At 63.5% G+C, this 15,378-nt stretch carries 14 protein-coding genes, 1 pseudogene and 1 other annotated feature; of the genes and pseudogenes, 13 read left to right on the top strand and 2 right to left on the bottom strand.

Annotated elements, in window-relative coordinates; all coding sequences use genetic code 11:
* Positions 1 to 68 precede the first annotated feature (68 nt).
* Positions 69 to 121 (top strand) — a sequence feature (sul1 is cis-regulatory element that is thought to sense ions involved in sulfur or methionine metabolism; They are found in Alphaproteobacteria).
* A gap of 85 nt (positions 122 to 206) precedes the next feature.
* The 12 genes and pseudogenes from A7A08_RS12340 (at position 207) to A7A08_RS12290 (ending at position 12,795) form a co-directional block, all read left to right on the top strand.
* Entirely contained in the window at positions 207 to 1,694 is a 1,488-nt protein-coding gene (locus tag A7A08_RS12340) for a SulP family inorganic anion transporter (RefSeq protein WP_069095777.1), read from the top strand.
* 22 nt (positions 1,695 to 1,716) lie between these two features.
* Entirely contained in the window at positions 1,717 to 2,571 is an 855-nt protein-coding gene (locus A7A08_RS12335; RefSeq protein ID WP_069095776.1) for a universal stress protein, read from the top strand.
* Between the two features lie 135 nt (positions 2,572 to 2,706).
* Positions 2,707 to 4,200 (top strand): NAD(P)/FAD-dependent oxidoreductase, encoded by a 1,494-nt coding sequence (locus tag A7A08_RS12330; protein WP_069095854.1) that lies wholly within the window; start codon positions 2,707 to 2,709, stop codon positions 4,198 to 4,200.
* 23 nt (positions 4,201 to 4,223) lie between these two features.
* A complete protein-coding gene (locus A7A08_RS17175) occupies positions 4,224 to 4,346 on the top strand; it encodes a hypothetical protein (protein ID WP_280948806.1) in 123 nt (40 codons plus the stop codon).
* Positions 4,322 to 4,675, top strand: a complete 354-nt coding sequence (locus A7A08_RS12325; RefSeq protein WP_069095775.1) for a GtrA family protein — start codon at positions 4,322 to 4,324, stop codon at positions 4,673 to 4,675. The genes A7A08_RS17175 and A7A08_RS12325 overlap by 25 nt, the downstream gene beginning before the upstream one ends.
* Positions 4,672 to 6,693, top strand: a complete 2,022-nt coding sequence (locus tag A7A08_RS12320) for a hypothetical protein (RefSeq protein ID WP_069095774.1) — start codon at positions 4,672 to 4,674, stop codon at positions 6,691 to 6,693. The genes A7A08_RS12325 and A7A08_RS12320 overlap by 4 nt, the downstream gene beginning before the upstream one ends.
* 78 nt (positions 6,694 to 6,771) lie before the next feature.
* Positions 6,772 to 7,632: a 3-methyl-2-oxobutanoate hydroxymethyltransferase gene (panB, locus tag A7A08_RS12315; protein WP_069095773.1), complete on the top strand. Its 861-nt coding sequence runs from the start codon at positions 6,772 to 6,774 to the stop codon at positions 7,630 to 7,632.
* 172 nt (positions 7,633 to 7,804) lie between these two features.
* Positions 7,805 to 8,851 carry a tetratricopeptide repeat protein gene (locus A7A08_RS12310; RefSeq protein ID WP_069095772.1) on the top strand — a complete coding sequence of 349 codons (1,047 nt, stop codon included), beginning with the start codon at positions 7,805 to 7,807 and terminating at the stop codon, positions 8,849 to 8,851.
* Positions 8,852 to 8,877: 26 nt separating this feature from the next.
* Positions 8,878 to 10,209: an outer membrane protein assembly factor BamB family protein gene (locus A7A08_RS12305; RefSeq protein WP_141693988.1), complete on the top strand. Its 1,332-nt coding sequence runs from the start codon at positions 8,878 to 8,880 to the stop codon at positions 10,207 to 10,209.
* Between the two features lie 40 nt (positions 10,210 to 10,249).
* A pseudogene (gene der, locus A7A08_RS12300) lies at positions 10,250 to 11,613 on the top strand (ribosome biogenesis GTPase Der).
* A complete protein-coding gene (locus A7A08_RS12295) occupies positions 11,610 to 12,071 on the top strand; it encodes a DNA polymerase III subunit chi (RefSeq protein WP_069095771.1) in 462 nt (153 codons plus the stop codon). Before der ends, A7A08_RS12295 begins: the two are co-directional and overlap by 4 nt.
* A gap of 58 nt (positions 12,072 to 12,129) precedes the next feature.
* Positions 12,130 to 12,795, top strand: coding sequence for a hypothetical protein (locus tag A7A08_RS12290; RefSeq protein ID WP_141693987.1), 666 nt, complete (start codon positions 12,130 to 12,132; stop codon positions 12,793 to 12,795).
* A gap of 7 nt (positions 12,796 to 12,802) precedes the next feature.
* On the opposite strand, the gene A7A08_RS12285 is transcribed toward A7A08_RS12290, so the two are convergent.
* Positions 12,803 to 13,153 carry a DUF3147 family protein gene (locus A7A08_RS12285; protein WP_069095769.1) on the bottom strand — a complete coding sequence of 117 codons (351 nt, stop codon included), beginning with the start codon at positions 13,151 to 13,153 and terminating at the stop codon, positions 12,803 to 12,805.
* 117 nt (positions 13,154 to 13,270) lie between these two features.
* Between A7A08_RS12285 and ndk the strand changes: the two genes are divergently transcribed.
* A complete protein-coding gene (gene ndk / locus A7A08_RS12280) occupies positions 13,271 to 13,693 on the top strand; it encodes a nucleoside-diphosphate kinase (protein ID WP_069095768.1) in 423 nt (140 codons plus the stop codon).
* A 101-nt stretch (positions 13,694 to 13,794) separates the two neighbouring features.
* On the opposite strand, the gene A7A08_RS12275 is transcribed toward ndk, so the two are convergent.
* Positions 13,795 to 15,168: a cytochrome P450 gene (locus A7A08_RS12275; RefSeq protein ID WP_245290925.1), complete on the bottom strand. Its 1,374-nt coding sequence runs from the start codon at positions 15,166 to 15,168 to the stop codon at positions 13,795 to 13,797.
* Between the last annotated feature and the right edge of the window lie 210 nt (positions 15,169 to 15,378).

The raw sequence follows: 15,378 nt of genomic DNA, 5'->3' as shown, positions 1-15,378 counted from the left end.
CCGCGTCTTTCGACGCGACGCCATGGCACATCCAGCCGCGACCCGAATCCCGTTAGGGAGCTGCTTCGAACGGACCCGGCTCGCCGGGTGGCTTGGCCGGGCGCCTATCCCCCGGATTACTCAAGAGCAATGGTTCTGCGCCGTAAGGGGCGGGGCCGCGCGGCGTTTCTTTCGCCGCCGATGCTCGCCTTCCAGGTTTGCAATTCATGGTCTCACTAGCCTCGCTGCGCCGCGAGTGGCTCTCCAATCCGCGTGGCGATATCCTCGCCGGTATCGTCGTCGCGCTTGCGCTGATCCCGGAAGCGATCGGGTTTTCGGTGATCGCCGGCGTCGATCCCAAGATCGGCCTCTACGCCTCTTTCTCGATCGCCGTGATCGCAGCCTTCGTCGGCGGACGGCCCGGAATGATCTCGGCCGCGACGGCCGCGGTCGCCGTTCTCGTCACGCCGCTGATTCAGAACCACGGCGTGGAATATCTCTTCGCCGCGACGATCCTGATGGGCGTGCTCCAGGTGATCGCGGGCTTCCTGCGTCTCGATCTCCTGATGCAATACGTGTCGCGCTCGGTGGTGACCGGGTTCGTCAACGCCTTGGCGATCCTGATCTTCATCGCCCAGGTACCGCAGCTGACGGGGGTGACATGGATCACCTACGCCATGGTCGCGGCCGGGCTCGCGATCATCTACCTGTTTCCGTATGTGACGAAGATCGTGCCGTCGCCGCTGGTTGCCATCATCGTGCTCACGGTGGTCTCGATCTATGGGGGGCTGGATGTGAATACGGTCGGCGATATGGGGCAGCTCCCGTCGGCGCTCCCGTATTTCGCGCTTCCTGCCGTCCCGCTCACTCTCGAGACGTTGCGCATCATCTTCCCGTTCTCACTCACCATGGCGGCGGTCGGGTTGCTGGAGTCCATGATGACGGCCCAGATCGTGGACGATCTTACCGACACGCCAAGCGATAAGCGTCAGGAATGCAAAGGGCAGGGGATCGCGAACTTCGTCACCGGCTTCTTCGGGGGCATGGGCGGCTGCGCCATGATCGGCCAGTCGGTCATCAACATTAAGTCGGGCGGTCGGGGCCGGCTTTCGACGCTCGTGGCGGGCGCCTTCCTTCTCTTTCTCATCGTGGTGCTGGGGCCCATCGTTAGCCAAATCCCCATGCCGTCGCTGGTGGCGGTGATGATCATGGTGTCGATCGGCACCTTCAGCTGGCGATCCGTCAGGGATCTGCGCATCCATCCCTGGCAATCCTCCGTCGTGATGATGGCCACTGTCGTGGTGGTGGTCTGGACCCATGATCTGGCGCAAGGCGTCGTGGTGGGCGTGCTGCTTTCCGGTCTCTTCTTCGCCGGCAAGGTCCGTGGGATGTTCACCGTCACGTCGGAGCTCTCGAAGGACGAGACCTGCCGCACCTATCGGATCATCGGGCAGGTGTTCTTCGCCTCGACGGAGCGCTTCGTCGATTCCTTCGATTTCAAGGAGGTGCTCGACAAGGTCGTGATCGACGTGTCCCAGGCGCATTTCTGGGATATCTCTGCGGTCGGCACATTGGACGAGGCGGTGCTGAAATTCCGCCGCGAGGGAGCAAGCGTCGAAGTGACGGGCCTGAACCAAGCGAGCGCCACCCTGGTGGGCCGCTACGCGACCCATGATAAGCCCGGGGCGGCCAACCAGCCGGCTACCGGGCACTAGGGGCTGAGGGGGAGGAAACGACATGACGCGACTTCTGGCCTGCATCGACGCTTCGACCTATGCGAACAGCGTTTGCGCTCTCACTGCCTGGGCCGCCAAGCGGCTCGATGGGTCGGTGGAGATTCTCCATGTCATCCAGCGGAAGGACTCGGCGGCCGCCCGCAACGATCTCAGCGGCGCCATCGGCCTCGGCGTGAAGAGCGAGCTCCTGGAGGAACTGACGCGGATTGACGAGGCCGCCGGCAAGATTGCCATCGAACGGGGGCGGGCACTGCTCAGCGCGGCCGAAGAGAGCTTGCGCGAGGCAGGCGTGACCGAAATCCACCAGGTCCATCGCCATGGCGGAATCATCGACACGATCGTAGAGCAGGAGGCGACGGCCGATCTTGTGGTGATCGGCAAGCGGGGCGCATCGAGCGCGTTCGCCTCGGAGCATATCGGGTCAAATCTGGAACGGGTGGTCCGCGGCAGCAACAAGCCCGTGCTGATCGCCTCGCGGCACGTGCAGACGCCCAAGTCTGTCGTGCTCGCCTATGACGGCAGTCCCGCGGCGCGGCGCGCCCTGCACTATGTCGCCGGCTCCCGCCTGTTCGAGGGGCTGGGGGCGTACATCGTGGTCGCCGGCCCCAATACGCAGAAAAGCTTCGGCTTCCTCGAGGAGGCTGCAGTGACGCTCTCTGGGCGGCAGCCGACCACCGTGACCCATCTCGCCGATGGACCGGCCGACACCGTGATCGCCGAATATCTGGCGACCGTCGAGGATCCCATGCTTGTCATGGGGGCTTACGGCCATTCGCCATTCCGGGCATTCATCGTCGGCAGTACGACCACGACGATGATCCGCACCGTTCGCGCCCCGGTTCTTCTGCTTCGTTAGAAAAAACGGCAGGATTCGTTAGAAAAAACGGCAGGATTCACGCCCATTCGAGAGTGTTGAAGCTGTTCATTTCAAGTTTTCTTTACTGCGCGAAGTCTATGGTTCCCCCAACTAGAACGAGTTTGGGGACGCGTGGTGGGCAAGACTATCGACACGTTGGTTGTGGGGGCGGGGCCGGCGGGGCTGACAACCGCGTACAAGCTTGCGAAGGACGGGCACGACGTGCTCGTGCTGGAACAGGATCCTGATTATGTCGGCGGTATCAGCCGGACGGTGAATCACAAAGGCTTCCTGTTCGATATCGGCGGCCACCGATTCTTCTCAAAATCCAAAGAGATCGTAGATCTCTGGAACGAGATTCTGCCCGACGACTTCATCGAAAGGCCTCGACTTTCGCGCATCTATTATCGCGGCAATTTCTTCGCGTATCCGCTGAAGGCGTTCGAGGCCTTTGCGAAGCTGGGGCCAGCGGAAAGCTTCCGCTGCATGATGTCCTATCTCAAGGCGCGTGCGTTCCCGATCAAAGAGCCTCGGAGCTTCCACGATTGGGTGCGTAACCAATTCGGCGAGCGGCTTTTCTCCATCTTCTTCAAGACTTACACCGAGAAGGTATGGGGGATGTCGTGTGACGAGATCTCCGCCGATTGGGCGGCGCAGCGGATCAAGGGGCTCGACCTCGCCTCGGCCGTGATCGACGGGATGCGCCGCTCCTTAGGGCTTTCGGGGCGCAAGGAGGGGGGCGCCAAGACCCTGATATCCTCCTTCCGCTATCCGCGCCTTGGACCGGGAATGATGTGGGAAGCGGCCCAGGAGAAGATCCTGGAGCATGGCGGAGAGGTGTTGCTGGACCGGAAGGTCGAGAAGCTCGAATGGCAAGCTGAGACACGCGAATGGACCGCGCGGGTGGTGAGCGGCAGCGGCGTGCGGGAAACCTTCACGGCCAAGAACGTGGTGTCGTCGGCTCCGGTCCGCGACCTTGTGGCCTCGATCAAGCCGACTCCGCTCAGCGTCTTTCATGCCAGAGCCCTGCGTTACCGGGACTTCCTGACGGTCGTCCTCATGGGGCGCTCGAGCGTCGAGCTCGACGACAACTGGGTCTATATCCATGATCCATCCGTCCGGGTGGGACGGGTGCAGAACTTCCGCTCGTGGTCGCCCGATCTCATCCCCGACGAAGCCTCCAGCAGTCTCGGCTTGGAGTATTTCTGTTTCGAAGGAGATGGACTCTGGGATTCCCCCGACGACGAATTGATCGCGCTCGCAAAGCGGGAGATCGATCAGATCGGACTGATGCGGGCGGAGGATGTGGCTGATGCCTGCGTGGTGCGCCAAGCAAAAGCCTATCCCATCTACGACGAGAGCTATGCGAGCAATGTCGCGACCGTGCGGCGCGAGTTGGAGATGAACTTTCCGACGCTTCATCTCGTCGGCCGCAACGGCATGCACAAATACAATAATCAGGATCACGCCATGATGACCGGGCTGCTGACCGCCCTGAACATCGAAGCGGGCGAACGCCGTTATGATGTCTGGCAAGTCAATGAGGACGCGGAATACGGCGAGGCCGGTCTCTCGGGCGTGGAAGAGGCGCTCTCCAGCGAACGGCTGGTCCCGCGGCGCGTTGCGTGAGGTTCGAGCGGAGACCTCCTGACATGACCATCGTCGCCGCAACATCCACGCCCTGGTATCACGACGCGCGGCTCGTCCAGCTTCGTCAGTTCGTCCTCTATGGGGTGAGCAGCGCCGCAGCTTGGCGCTCGATTACGGGCTCATGATCTTCTTCACCGAAGTCTGGGGTTGGCATTACCTCGTTTCCGCTTCGGTCAGCTTCCTTGCGGGAATGCTGCTCATCTATGTCGCCAGCGTCACCCTGATCTTCGATAAGCGCCGGCTCACGAGTCCCTCGCTCGAACTCGCGGGCTTCGTCGCAATCGGGTTCATCGGCCTTCTCCTGAACGGGATGCTGCTCTGGGGCTTCACCGCGTTCACGCCGTTGAACTATCAACTCGCCAAGCTTCCGACTGCAGGATTCGTTTTTCTGTTCAACTATTTTGCCCGCCGACAGCTGCTCTTCACCGTGCCCGGCGAACCCCAGTCCCCATGAGCGTGAGCCACGAGAGCGGCTGGGTTCGTCCTTGCAGTGAAGGACGCAGGACGGTCTGTCAGGGATCCATTCCCGTTTGGCTGACGGCCGGCCTTCTCGGCATTGTAGCTTTGGGCGTCGTCCTGCTGACCCATCCTTATGCCGGCATACGCTACGACGCGCGTCTCTACGTCGGCAGCGTTCTGGCACAGATGGACCCTCTCGGGGTCGGCCGGGATTTCATCTTCGCCCAGGACGGCCAGTTCGGTTTTACCGTTTTTCCCGCCTATCTGCGGCTGTTGGTCGAGAGCTTCGGTGTTGGCGTTGGCGCCAAGCTAGCGAGTTTGATCGGCCTTGTGGTTTGGCTTGGCGGATTGATCGGCTTTGCCTCGGGTTTTGCGCCCGGGCGGCTTCGCTGGCTCGTGGTCATCTTTGCGGTTGTTCTGCCCGGCGCCTATGGCGGCTGGCCCATATTTTACGCCGGGGAAAGCATGGCGGTTCCGCGTGTCTACGCGGAAGCGATGATGCTGATGTCGTTCGGTCTGGTGTTGCGGAAACGCTTTTTCTGGGCGCTCGCACCGCTTTTGATCGCCGCGATGTTCCACCCGCTCATGGCCTTGCCTGGCTTTGCCATATGGGGGTCCCTCCTACTATTCGATCCCAGGTATCGACCGCTTTCCATTTCCGCGAGCTGTGCGGTCGTCGCGATCGGTGTCGGCTTAGTGCTGCTCGGCGCCTTTCTGCAATTGCCTTTGCTAGACCGTCTCTTCGTCAGGCTCGACCCGGCACATCACGCAATCGTTGTGGCGCGGACCCCCTATCTCTTTCCTTCCAAATGGCCGGCAATCGCTTGGGCGCCGCTTTTGGTGCAGGGCGCCACCATCGGGGTCGCTATAAGCTGTCTTCGCGAGAGGGTCCGTCCGTTCCTCGTCGCGGTCCTCGCCGTCGCCGTGGCCGGGCTCGCTGTCGCTCTCCTGGCCGGCGATCTCTTCGGTTCGCTGCTGGTTCTTCAACTCCAGCTATGGCGCGTGAGCTGGATTTTCGGTCTGGTGGCAGCCGCCGCGCTAGGCTTGCTGGTCATCCGACTTTGGCAGGAGGGCGATTCCGGCAGGCTAGCACTGGCGTTCCTTGTGTTCGCCTGGCTCAGCATTGGCGAAGGATGGCTCGGTCCCCTGGCGGCGCTTCTGGCCCTCGGCTTCGTGCGCGCGAAGTGGCCTCGCGAGGAGCCGCTCGCGCGGCGCTTTAGCATCTTGGCATGGGCGATCGTCGGCACGTACGGCGCCGCAATGTGGCTTCTTAAAACCTATGCGGCCGCCGATTACGCCATGCAGGTCCCCGAGGGTGGCGTGGCGCCACTCAGCGTGCTGAACGCCGCGCATGCCTTGACCCTGCCGCTCTGCATACTCGCCGTGGCATGGGTCGTCGTTCAAGGCCGGGAGCGGTCGGCCATTCCGCTTGCCGTTGCTGCGGCGGTGATGATCGCAGCGGGCATCCTCCTCTGGGACGCGCGGCCGCAGTGGCATCGCGAGATGGAGGCCCAAAATGGCAGCGCTGCACTGCGGGCCATGCTTGCAAGTCGTCCGGGGGAGGTTCTTTGGCTCGATGGTCCATTCGAGACTTGGTCTCATGCTCAGCGTCCGAATTGGGCGACATCGATGCAGGGGGCCGGGGGCGTGTTTTCTCCCGCGCTTGCGACGCAGTGGGATCGCCGGGTGCGGCTGTTGATCGATCTAGGTCTTGCTGATGCCAGGATTCGCGTCCCCTTGGAGCCTGGAGATGCAGACATCAAAGATTTCATGCCCTGGCGGGAGGTCTCCGTCAGTGCGCTGACGAGGCTTTGCGAGACCGAGGATGCGCCGAGCTGGATCATCGTGCCGGCAAAGAAGGTCGAGAAGGCCGGCCTTTCGGATCCACGCTGGCACCTTCGCCACTGGGACGCGCCCGCAGCGAAGTTCACCTACGCCCTCGACGGCACAACCGTTGGGGCGGTGGCCCACCGCCGTTACGCCGTCATCGCTTGCGCCGGTAAGCGCTCGTAATCGGTCGGGGTTTCTCCTCGCATTTGCGACCCCATATCTGGCATAAGCTAGTCTTTTGCAGAGGATTGGAGCGGATCGGTGTCTGTCCAAAGCCAAATCAAGCGTCTTACGGCCCCCGCCATCGCCCGGAAGAAGGGTGGAGAGCCCATCGTGGCCCTCACCGCCTATCACGCCCACACGGCGCGGATTATCGACCCGTTCGTCGATCTCCTGCTCGTGGGCGACTCCCTCGGCATGGTGATGCATGGCTACGAGACGACGGTGCCGGTGCCGCTCGACCTGATGATCCGCCATGCCCAGGCTGTGGTGCGCGGCTCCGAGAGGGGCCTCGTTGTGGTCGACATGCCGTTCGGCACTTATGAGGAGAGCCCTCAGATCGCCTTCCGCAATGCCGCGCGCGTGCTGAAGGAAACCGGTGCGGGCGCGGTGAAGCTGGAGGGCGGGGTGCATATGGCCGAGACCATCCGGTATCTGACCGACCGGGGTATCCCCGTGATGGCCCATATCGGCATGACGCCCCAGTCCGTGAACGTGTTCGGAAGCTTCAAGGCGCAGGGACGCCGCCGTTCCGAATGGGCGAAGTTCGAAGAGGATGCCCAGGCGATCTCCGATGCCGGAGCCTTCGCCGTGGTGGTGGAGGCGCTCGCCGAGCTCTTGGCTGCGCGGATCACCCGGCAGATTCCCATCCCGACCATCGGTATCGGCGCTTCCGCCGAATGCGACGGGCAGGTTCTCGTGCTGGAAGATCTCCTCGGTCTCTCGCCGCGCGTGCCGAAATTCGTGAAGGAATACGCCCAGCTGGGGGAGGCGATCCGCGATGCGGTCTCGGCCTATGCCGACGATGTGCGCACCCGCAGCTTTCCTGCCGACGAGAACACCTATCCGATGCTGGACGAGGAATCCGAGACCCAGCCGGCGCCAAAGACGGCCACCCGCTAGTCTCCGCCGGCATCCCCGGGAGGTGCTCCGCAACCGGCCGGATGCCATCGCGGACCGGAAATTTGCGCTTCTCAGCTTGCTTCGGACGGGCGGCTTCACTATACGCCCCGGAGGGTATGAGCAGCGCCGGATGGGAAAAATCCGCTGCGGGAAACGCCTTTAAGGTAGGGCCATGAGTGACGGTGATCTTTTTCGCGAGGTGGACCAGGCTGTCCGCCAAGAGCGGTATCGGCTTATTTGGGACCGCTTCGGCTATTACATCCTCGCAGTCGCAGCGCTGATCGTGCTGGTGGTGGCCGGCTATAGGGGCTGGGTCTATTGGCAGGAGAAGCAGGCCAAGGAGACAGGCGCGGAGTTCGTTTCCGCTCTTGAGCTGGCCCAGGCGCAAAACACCGAGAAGGCCGAAAAGGCGTTTGAGAAGCTCGCCGAAGATGCGCCTCAGGGCTACGAGACCCTCGCGCGCTTCCAGATCGCTGCGGCCGAGGCCGATGCCGGGAAGACCAAGGAGGCAGTCGCCAAATACGATGCCATTGCGGAGGACGGCAGCGTCGATCCGATCCTGCGCGGCAATGCCATCGTCCAGGCGGCGACACTGCGCCTTCCCGAAGCAGATTATGCCGAGATGGAGCGGCGCCTGGAGCCGCTGATCAACGAGAACAGCCCGTGGCGCTATTCCGCGCACGATCTCCTGGGCCTGTCGGCCTACCGGACGGGCGACATGGAAACCGCCCAGGACCATTTCAACACGCTGCTCGCCGATAGCGGCACGCCTGCGAATATGCGGGAGCAGACGACGGTAATGCTCGCGGTCATCTCCGGCGCTCTGTCCACGGGCGAGACGCCCGGCGGCACGAAGGATTCGCCAGCTCCGCAGGATGCACCCGCCGAGGGCGCGGCCGCCCCCACGACCGATGCGCCCGCCGCCGAGACATCTCCCGCCGAAGATTCGGCTCCGTCCGCCGGCACGCCGGAGCCCGATGCCGCGGCACAGCCGGCCGAGACACCGGCGGCTGCTGAACCGCCCGCCGCTGAGAGCGGCACGGCCGACGATGCCAGCTCCGCAACAGACAACAGCTCATTGAGCGACGACGCGGCGCCGTCCACGGAGAGCGCCCCTTCAACCGGGGCTTCAGACAACGGTGCAGCGGCGCCGTCCGGGGACGGAGCTGAAACGCAGCCATCGCCGGAAGAGGAGACGCCTCCGGCGGGGTCGAACTAGCGTTACCAATTGCGAGGGTGGCAGGCGTGACTGTCGAGGGTGTGAGAAGCAGGTTGGTCCGGGGCGGAATTTCGGCCTTCAAGCTCGCTCTCGCCTCCAGCTTCGTCATCGGACTCGCCGGTTGCGGCGCCAGCTCGCTCAATCCGTTCGAGAAAGAAGAGACAAAGCTTCCCGGCGAGCGGATCGCGATCATTCCCGATCAGGACTACAAACCAGAAACCTCGCGCTCGGTGTCGCTGCCCGCAGCCCGCGCCAACAGCGCCTGGCCGCAGCCCGGCGGGTCCGCGAGCAACTCCCTGGGCCATCTCGCCTTGGCACCGAACCTCTCCAAGCGCTGGGAGGTCAGTATCGGTGCCGGGTCGTCGAAGCACGGACGCCTCAGTGCCGTTCCCATCGTCTATGGGGACCGTATCTACACCTTGGACGCTGAAGGCACCGTCTCTGCGTTCTCTGCGTCCAGCGGCGGCAAGATCTGGTCGGCCACCACGACGCCTGAAAACGAGAGCGGCTCGGAAGGGTTCGGCGGCGGTCTCGCCATGGATAGCGGCCGGCTCTACGCGACGACGGGGTTCGGGACCGTGGTCGCCTTCGATGCGGGAAGCGGCGCCATCGCCTGGACGACGCGGACGGGGAAGCCGATCCGTTCGTCGCCCACCGTGGCGAACGGCAAGATCTTCTTCGTCTCGACGGACAGCGTGGTCCATTGCCTGAGCGCCAGCAACGGCGCGGAGGTGTGGAACCAGCACGGCCTGCCGGAGCCCGCATCACTGCTGTCCAATGCCAGTCCCGCGGTCAGCGGGAACACCGTCGTCGCGGCCTTCCCGGCGGGCGATTTGGGCGCGTTTCAGGTGGGCAACGGCAAGCCGCAATGGACAGAGTCGCTATCGAGCCGGAGCTCCACGACGGCCTCGGGCATGCTTGCCGATCCCGCACGGCCGGTGATCGACCAGGGAATCGTCTTTGGCGTCAGCCATGGCGGCCGCATGCTGGCCTCGTCGCTGTCGTCGGGCGCGCGGCGCTGGAGCAAAACGATCGCCAGCACCCAGATGCCATGGCCGGCGGGCGATGCGGTCTTCGTGGTCGACGTGCACGGCAAGCTTCTGGCGCTCTCCCGGAGCGATGGGGCGATCCGCTGGGTGAGCGAGCTTCCCAAGAGCTCCCACTGGAGCGGGCCGGTGCTTGCGGGCGGGCGGCTATGGCTCGTCTCCAGCGAGGGGCTGCTGGTCGGGGCCGATGCGCGCACGGGGCAGGTGGCGACGGAGATCAATCTTGAACAGACGGTTCTCATCGCGCCCATTGTCGTCTCGGGCCGGATGTATATCCTCACCGACGAAGCCGAGCTGATCGCGCTCGGCTAGCAGCTTGCGGTCCGCACCGGGCCGCCCTATCCGGTACATCATGACTTTCACCGTAGCCATCGTCGGACGGCCCAATGTCGGCAAGTCCTCTCTCTTCAACAAGCTGGTCGGACGCCGGCTTGCGCTGGTCGACGATCAGCCTGGCCTGACCCGCGACCGGCGCGTGGCCGAGGCGGAGCTGGGTCACATGCGGATCCGGCTGATCGATACGGCGGGACTGGAGGACAGCGGCAACGAGCTTCTGAGCAACATGCGCCGGCAGACCATGGCCGCGATCGCGCAGGCCGATCTGGTGCTGTTCATGATTGATGCGCGGGAAGGGGTGATTCCGGCAGACGAGATGTTTGCAGGAATGGTGCGGGACTCCGGCAAGCCGGTGATCGTGGCGGGCAACAAATGCGAAGGCCGCGCCGCGGAGCCCGGTCTGACGGAAGCCTATTCCCTCGGTTTCGGGGAGCCGATCGCCTTGTCGGCGGAGCACGCCCTCGGTCTCGGCGACGTGTCGGCCGCGATCGTCGATGCGGCGGAGGCCCAACTCGAAGCGAGCGGGGGGGCGCAGGACGAGGACATGGACGATGACGAGCGGCCGCTCAAGCTCGCTATCGTCGGTCGGCCCAATGCGGGCAAGTCCACGCTGGTGAACGCGCTGCTCGGCGAAGAACGCATGATCACCGGGCCGGAGGCGGGCATCACGCGAGACGCCATCGCCAACGATCTGGAATGGGCGGGGCGGCCGATCGAGCTGTTCGATACGGCGGGCTGCGCCGGAAGATGCGTGTTGAAGGCAAGGCGGAGAGCCTTTCGGTGGGCGATGCCCTGCGGGCCATCCGGTTCGCCGAGGTCGCCGTTCTCGTGATCGACGCTGAGCGCCCCTTCGAGAAGCAGGATCTCACCATCGGCGATCTGATCGTGCGGGAGGGGCGCGGCATCGTCATCGCGCTCAACAAGTGGGACCTTGTGAAGGACAAGCAGGAGCGTCTCGCCGAACTGCGAGAGATGTGCGAGCGCATGCTGCCTCAGGTCAAAGGGGTGCCCCTGGTGCCGGTCTCCGGCCTCAAGGGCAACGGCCTGGAGAAGCTGATGGCGGGCGTCTTCGAGATGGCGCGGCTGTGGAACAAGCGCCTGCCCACGGCCAAGCTGAACGACTGGCTTGCCGAGATGGTCGAAGCGCATCCGCCGCCCCATGTCGGCGGGCGCCGGCTCAAGCTGCGATACATGACCCAGGCCAATGCCCGGCCGCCGACCTTCGTCGCCTTCTGCTCCAAGCCCAAGGAGCTGCCGGAATCCTATCTCCGTTACCTGGTCAACGGCTTGCGGGAAGACTTCAAGATGCCGGGCGTGCCGATCCGCTTCAATCTGCGCAAGGGGGAGAACCCCTATGCAGGCAAGGCGAGGCGGCGATGAGCGCGGCGGCGACGGAGCTCTATTTCTACCATCTGGAGCAACGGAGTCTGGAAGACGTTCTGCCCGTGCTGCTGGAGCGGTCCCTCGAGCGCGGCTGGCGAGCAGTGGTGCAGGCCGGAAGCGAGGAGCGGCTGGAGCAGCTCAATTCGCATCTGTGGACCTATTCCCAAGCGAGCTTCCTGCCCCACGGCACGGAAGAGGACGGCCCGCCGGCGGAGCAGCCGGTCTTTCTGACCCTCGATGACGGTAATCCAAACGGCGCAGCGATCCGCTTTCTGGTGGACGGGGCGCCGCTGTCGGAGACGGCGGGATACGAGCGGATCGTGATCCTGTTCGATGGGCGAGACGAAGACGCCAAGGCCCGGGCGCGGCAGGAGTGGAAGGCCGCGCGCGACAAGGATATCCCCGTCAGCTATTGGCAGCAGGACGAGACCGGACGCTGGCAGCAAAAGGCGTAGAGCGCGTCATGCCGATGCTCTACGCTTCGTCACGGCAAAGGGCGGGGAGCGTCACGCGATGCGCATAGTATCATTGGGTGCGATAGCGCTATGGGGCTGGGCGGTCTCCGGGGCCGCTGCATATGGCAGCGATTGCGCCCGCGATCTCTACGATCACAACGGCTCGACCATGGAGATAGAATTCTGCGACGGCGGCAGCGTCGTGATCGAATATGTCGAGCCGCGGCCGGGGCTCAAGAGCGCCGGGGTGAGGAGTGGCACCGTGCTGTTCAGGGGCTCCCAGGCCGGGGATGGCAAGGTGAGCGGCGAGGCCACCATCTTCGATAAGACATGCGGTCCGCTCGCCTATCCCGTGGCGGGTGAGGCCGAGGGCGATGTGCTGGTGTTGAAGGGCGCCGCACCGATCCGTGGGCAGAATTGCAAGGTCGCCCGCTATCGCGAGGACCAGCTGGCCTTCGCCTGGAAGGGGGCGGAGGTCCAGGAGCCTCCTGCGGCTCCCGGATCGGGATCGGGCGATTGGTACGCCATCGCCGCGGCGAGTGCCGACCGGAGCGAGGCTCAAGACATGGCGAACCGGCTCGGCGCCGGCTGGTTCGTGATGCAGACGGACCGCTGTCCAAACTTCACCAAGGGGCTGTGGATCGCCACTGCGGGACCGTTCGCCAAGCGGGCGGCGGAAGATTACGCCCGGCCGGCGTCTGGCTACATCAAGAGCTGCCACTAGGGCCCGATCAGATGGCAATGCCGAAGCGCTTCAGCACCTGGAGCATGGCGAGATAGCCGATCACGGTCAGCCCGATCGAGATCCCGAGGCTTAGATAGAACCCGAGGCCTCTCTGCAGCAGTAGCGGCAAGGTGACGAAGAGGATCAGCGACGGCAGCACCAGCCAGAAGACGCTGGTGGCGAAGGATTCGATCTTGGCCACGTCCTTGGTATCGACGTAGAGCCAGATCATGGCGAGCACGGAGACCAGAGGGATGGAGGCCAGAATCGCCGCCATCACCGAGCTCCGCTTGCCGATCTCGGAAATGACGACGATCAGCACGGCGGTTATGGCGAGTTTCAGGGTTGCGTAGAGCAAGGCGGGCTCCTGAGTGCGTGTTTCGCAAGGGTCGGCAAAGGCATCGCTTGCGGGGTGCAGATGCGACCGGTATAAGCGCGGCCAAATGAGTTTAGGTATTTCTGAGGGGTTTTGGCCATGGCCACCGAACGTACGCTTTCCATCATCAAGCCGGACGCCACCGAGCGGAATATTACCGGCAAGATCATCAGCAAGCTCGAAGATGCGGGCCTGCGGGTGATCGCGCAGAAGCGCGTATGGTGGAAGAAGAAGGACGCGAAGGATTTCTACGAGGTCCACAAGGACCGGCCCTTCTTCAAGGATCTCGTCTCCTACATGACCTCCGGCCCCATCGTCATCCAGGTGCTGGAAGGCGAGGACGCGGTTGCCACGAACCGCAAGGTGATGGGCGCGACCAGCCCGGTGGACGCCGAGGAGGGCACCATCCGCAAGGAGTTCGGTGTGAATATCGAGCGCAACTCCGTGCACGGCTCCGACAGCGTCGAGAACGCCAAGAAGGAGATCGATATGTGCTTCGCCAAGAAAGAGATCGTCGGCTAGCAGCCGAACTCCCTCTCCTCTTGGGAGGGGTGAAGCCGACACAAAAAGCGCCGGGTCCAAAGGCCCGGCGTTTTCGATTCTGAGACTGCTTCGAGACCTGCTTAGACCGTGTCCTCGATCCGCTTGATGCGGAAGGGCAGGCCGCCCTTCGGCGTCAGGGTCACGGTCGCGTGGATCTTTGGCTCTTCCTCGCCGACATATTCGGGCGTGAAGCGGCGCAGCAGCTGCACCAGGGCCAGCGTGTTCTCGATCTGGGAGAGCGCACCGCCGATGCAGGAGCGCCGGCCCGCCGCGAACGGCAGATAGCTGTACTTCACCCGCTTCTTCATGCGCTCGCGGGAGAAACGCTCCGGGTCGAATTCCTCCGGATTGTTCCAGTACTTGTCGGAATGGTGCAGCACGTAGGTGCAAACCACGACCTTGTCGCCCGGATTGATCTTGTGGCCGTCGATCTCGTCCTCTTCCTGGGCGATGCGGATCAGGGCCCAAATCGGCGGGTAGAGGCGCATGGTCTCCTGGATCACCATCCGGGTATAGGTGAGCTGCTGAACCTCGTTCCATTCGGGATCGCGGTCGCCACAGACGGCGTAGGCCTCCTCGCGGATGCGCTTCAGCGCTTCCGGATGGGTGGAGAGCAGGTAGAGCGACCAGGCGAGGGTCAGCGCGGTCGTCTCCGTGCCGGCCCAGAGATACTGCTTCATCTCATCGACGGCCTGCCGGTGGTCGAACTCCGGAAATTCCGGATTCTCGGCGGCGTCCTGGAGCATGGTCAGCAGTGTCTTCTCGCGATTGTCGATGATCGCGGCGTTCATCACCGAATCGGGCACCGAATCCCAGATTTCCATGGCCTTGGCCGCGGTCTCCTGGGTGATCTCCTCCAGCTCGCCGTTGACCCGGCGCATGCGGATGGATTTGTGGTTGCCGACGTCGGTGTAGGTCTTCACCTGCTTGAAGATGAAGTGGGGATTGAACGGCATCTCGCGGTCGAACAGGGCGCGGCAGACCATGTCGGCGGCAAGCGTCCAGGTTTCCTCGACCATCTCGATGGTCTCGCCCGACTCGGCGAGCTGGTCCCAGCGCTCCATCTTAGAATTGATGGAGTTCATCAGGTAGGGGAAGTATTCCTCGAACATTCCAGGATGGAACGCGGCCTGCTGAGGCATGCGGATCTTCTGCCAGAGCGCACCGTCGATGGTGATCATGCTCTTGCCGAAGATCGGCCGCAGGCCGTCGAAATACTTCGTGTAGTTCTCGGCGTTGTCGACAAGAACGCGCTGGGCATGCTCGGGCTTCGCGAGCATCACGATGCGCTGGTTCTTGAGATTGACCGGCATCACGCCGTTGTATTTGTCGGTCAGGCGCAGCAGCATCTGCATCGGGTTCTCCTGCGCCAAAAGTGGCGTCAGCTTGAACCAGATGCTCTGCTCTTCACCCAACCCATGCGATGGAGCGTAGGTGACCGTCATATCCACCATTTACGCCTTTCCCCTTATCATGAAGCTCGTTTGCGAGCTCGTACGAGGCCCCGCTGGCGGCGGCGAAGCGCCCTCGTCGGGCGCGCGGGAACAGGACAAGTTCTCTTTCGGCCGACTTCACTGCCGAAGCTTGGAAAAACCGGCCTGTTACTGAAATATTGTATGTCGTGTAGCACTGCGGACGCCAGATTGTCCATGTCGCCGCGAGGA

Origin of the sequence: Methyloligella halotolerans, from assembly GCF_001708935.1 — a bacterium.
Taxonomy (GTDB): Bacteria; Pseudomonadota; Alphaproteobacteria; order Rhizobiales; family Methyloligellaceae; genus Methyloligella; species Methyloligella halotolerans.
The sequence above is the reverse complement of the archived record's forward strand: the minus strand, read 5'-3'. Positions and strand labels throughout refer to the sequence as shown.

Excerpts from the sequence above, each read along its gene's own strand:
- A7A08_RS12340 (WP_069095777.1), top strand. The coding sequence starts at position 207 with ATGGTCTCACTAGCCTCGCTGCGCCGCGAGTGGCTCTCCAATCCGCGT.
- A7A08_RS12310 (WP_069095772.1), top strand. The coding sequence starts at position 7,805 with ATGAGTGACGGTGATCTTTTTCGCGAGGTGGACCAGGCTGTCCGCCAA.
- A7A08_RS12295 (WP_069095771.1), top strand. The coding sequence starts at position 11,610 with ATGAGCGCGGCGGCGACGGAGCTCTATTTCTACCATCTGGAGCAACGG.
- A7A08_RS12275 (WP_245290925.1), bottom strand. The coding sequence starts at position 15,168 with ATGGTGGATATGACGGTCACCTACGCTCCATCGCATGGGTTGGGTGAA.
- A7A08_RS12290 (WP_141693987.1), top strand. The coding sequence starts at position 12,130 with ATGCGCATAGTATCATTGGGTGCGATAGCGCTATGGGGCTGGGCGGTC.
- A7A08_RS12335 (WP_069095776.1), top strand. The coding sequence starts at position 1,717 with ATGACGCGACTTCTGGCCTGCATCGACGCTTCGACCTATGCGAACAGC.
- A7A08_RS12320 (WP_069095774.1), top strand. The coding sequence starts at position 4,672 with ATGAGCGTGAGCCACGAGAGCGGCTGGGTTCGTCCTTGCAGTGAAGGA.
- ndk (WP_069095768.1), top strand. The coding sequence starts at position 13,271 with ATGGCCACCGAACGTACGCTTTCCATCATCAAGCCGGACGCCACCGAG.
- A7A08_RS17175 (WP_280948806.1), top strand. The coding sequence starts at position 4,224 with ATGACCATCGTCGCCGCAACATCCACGCCCTGGTATCACGACGCGCGG.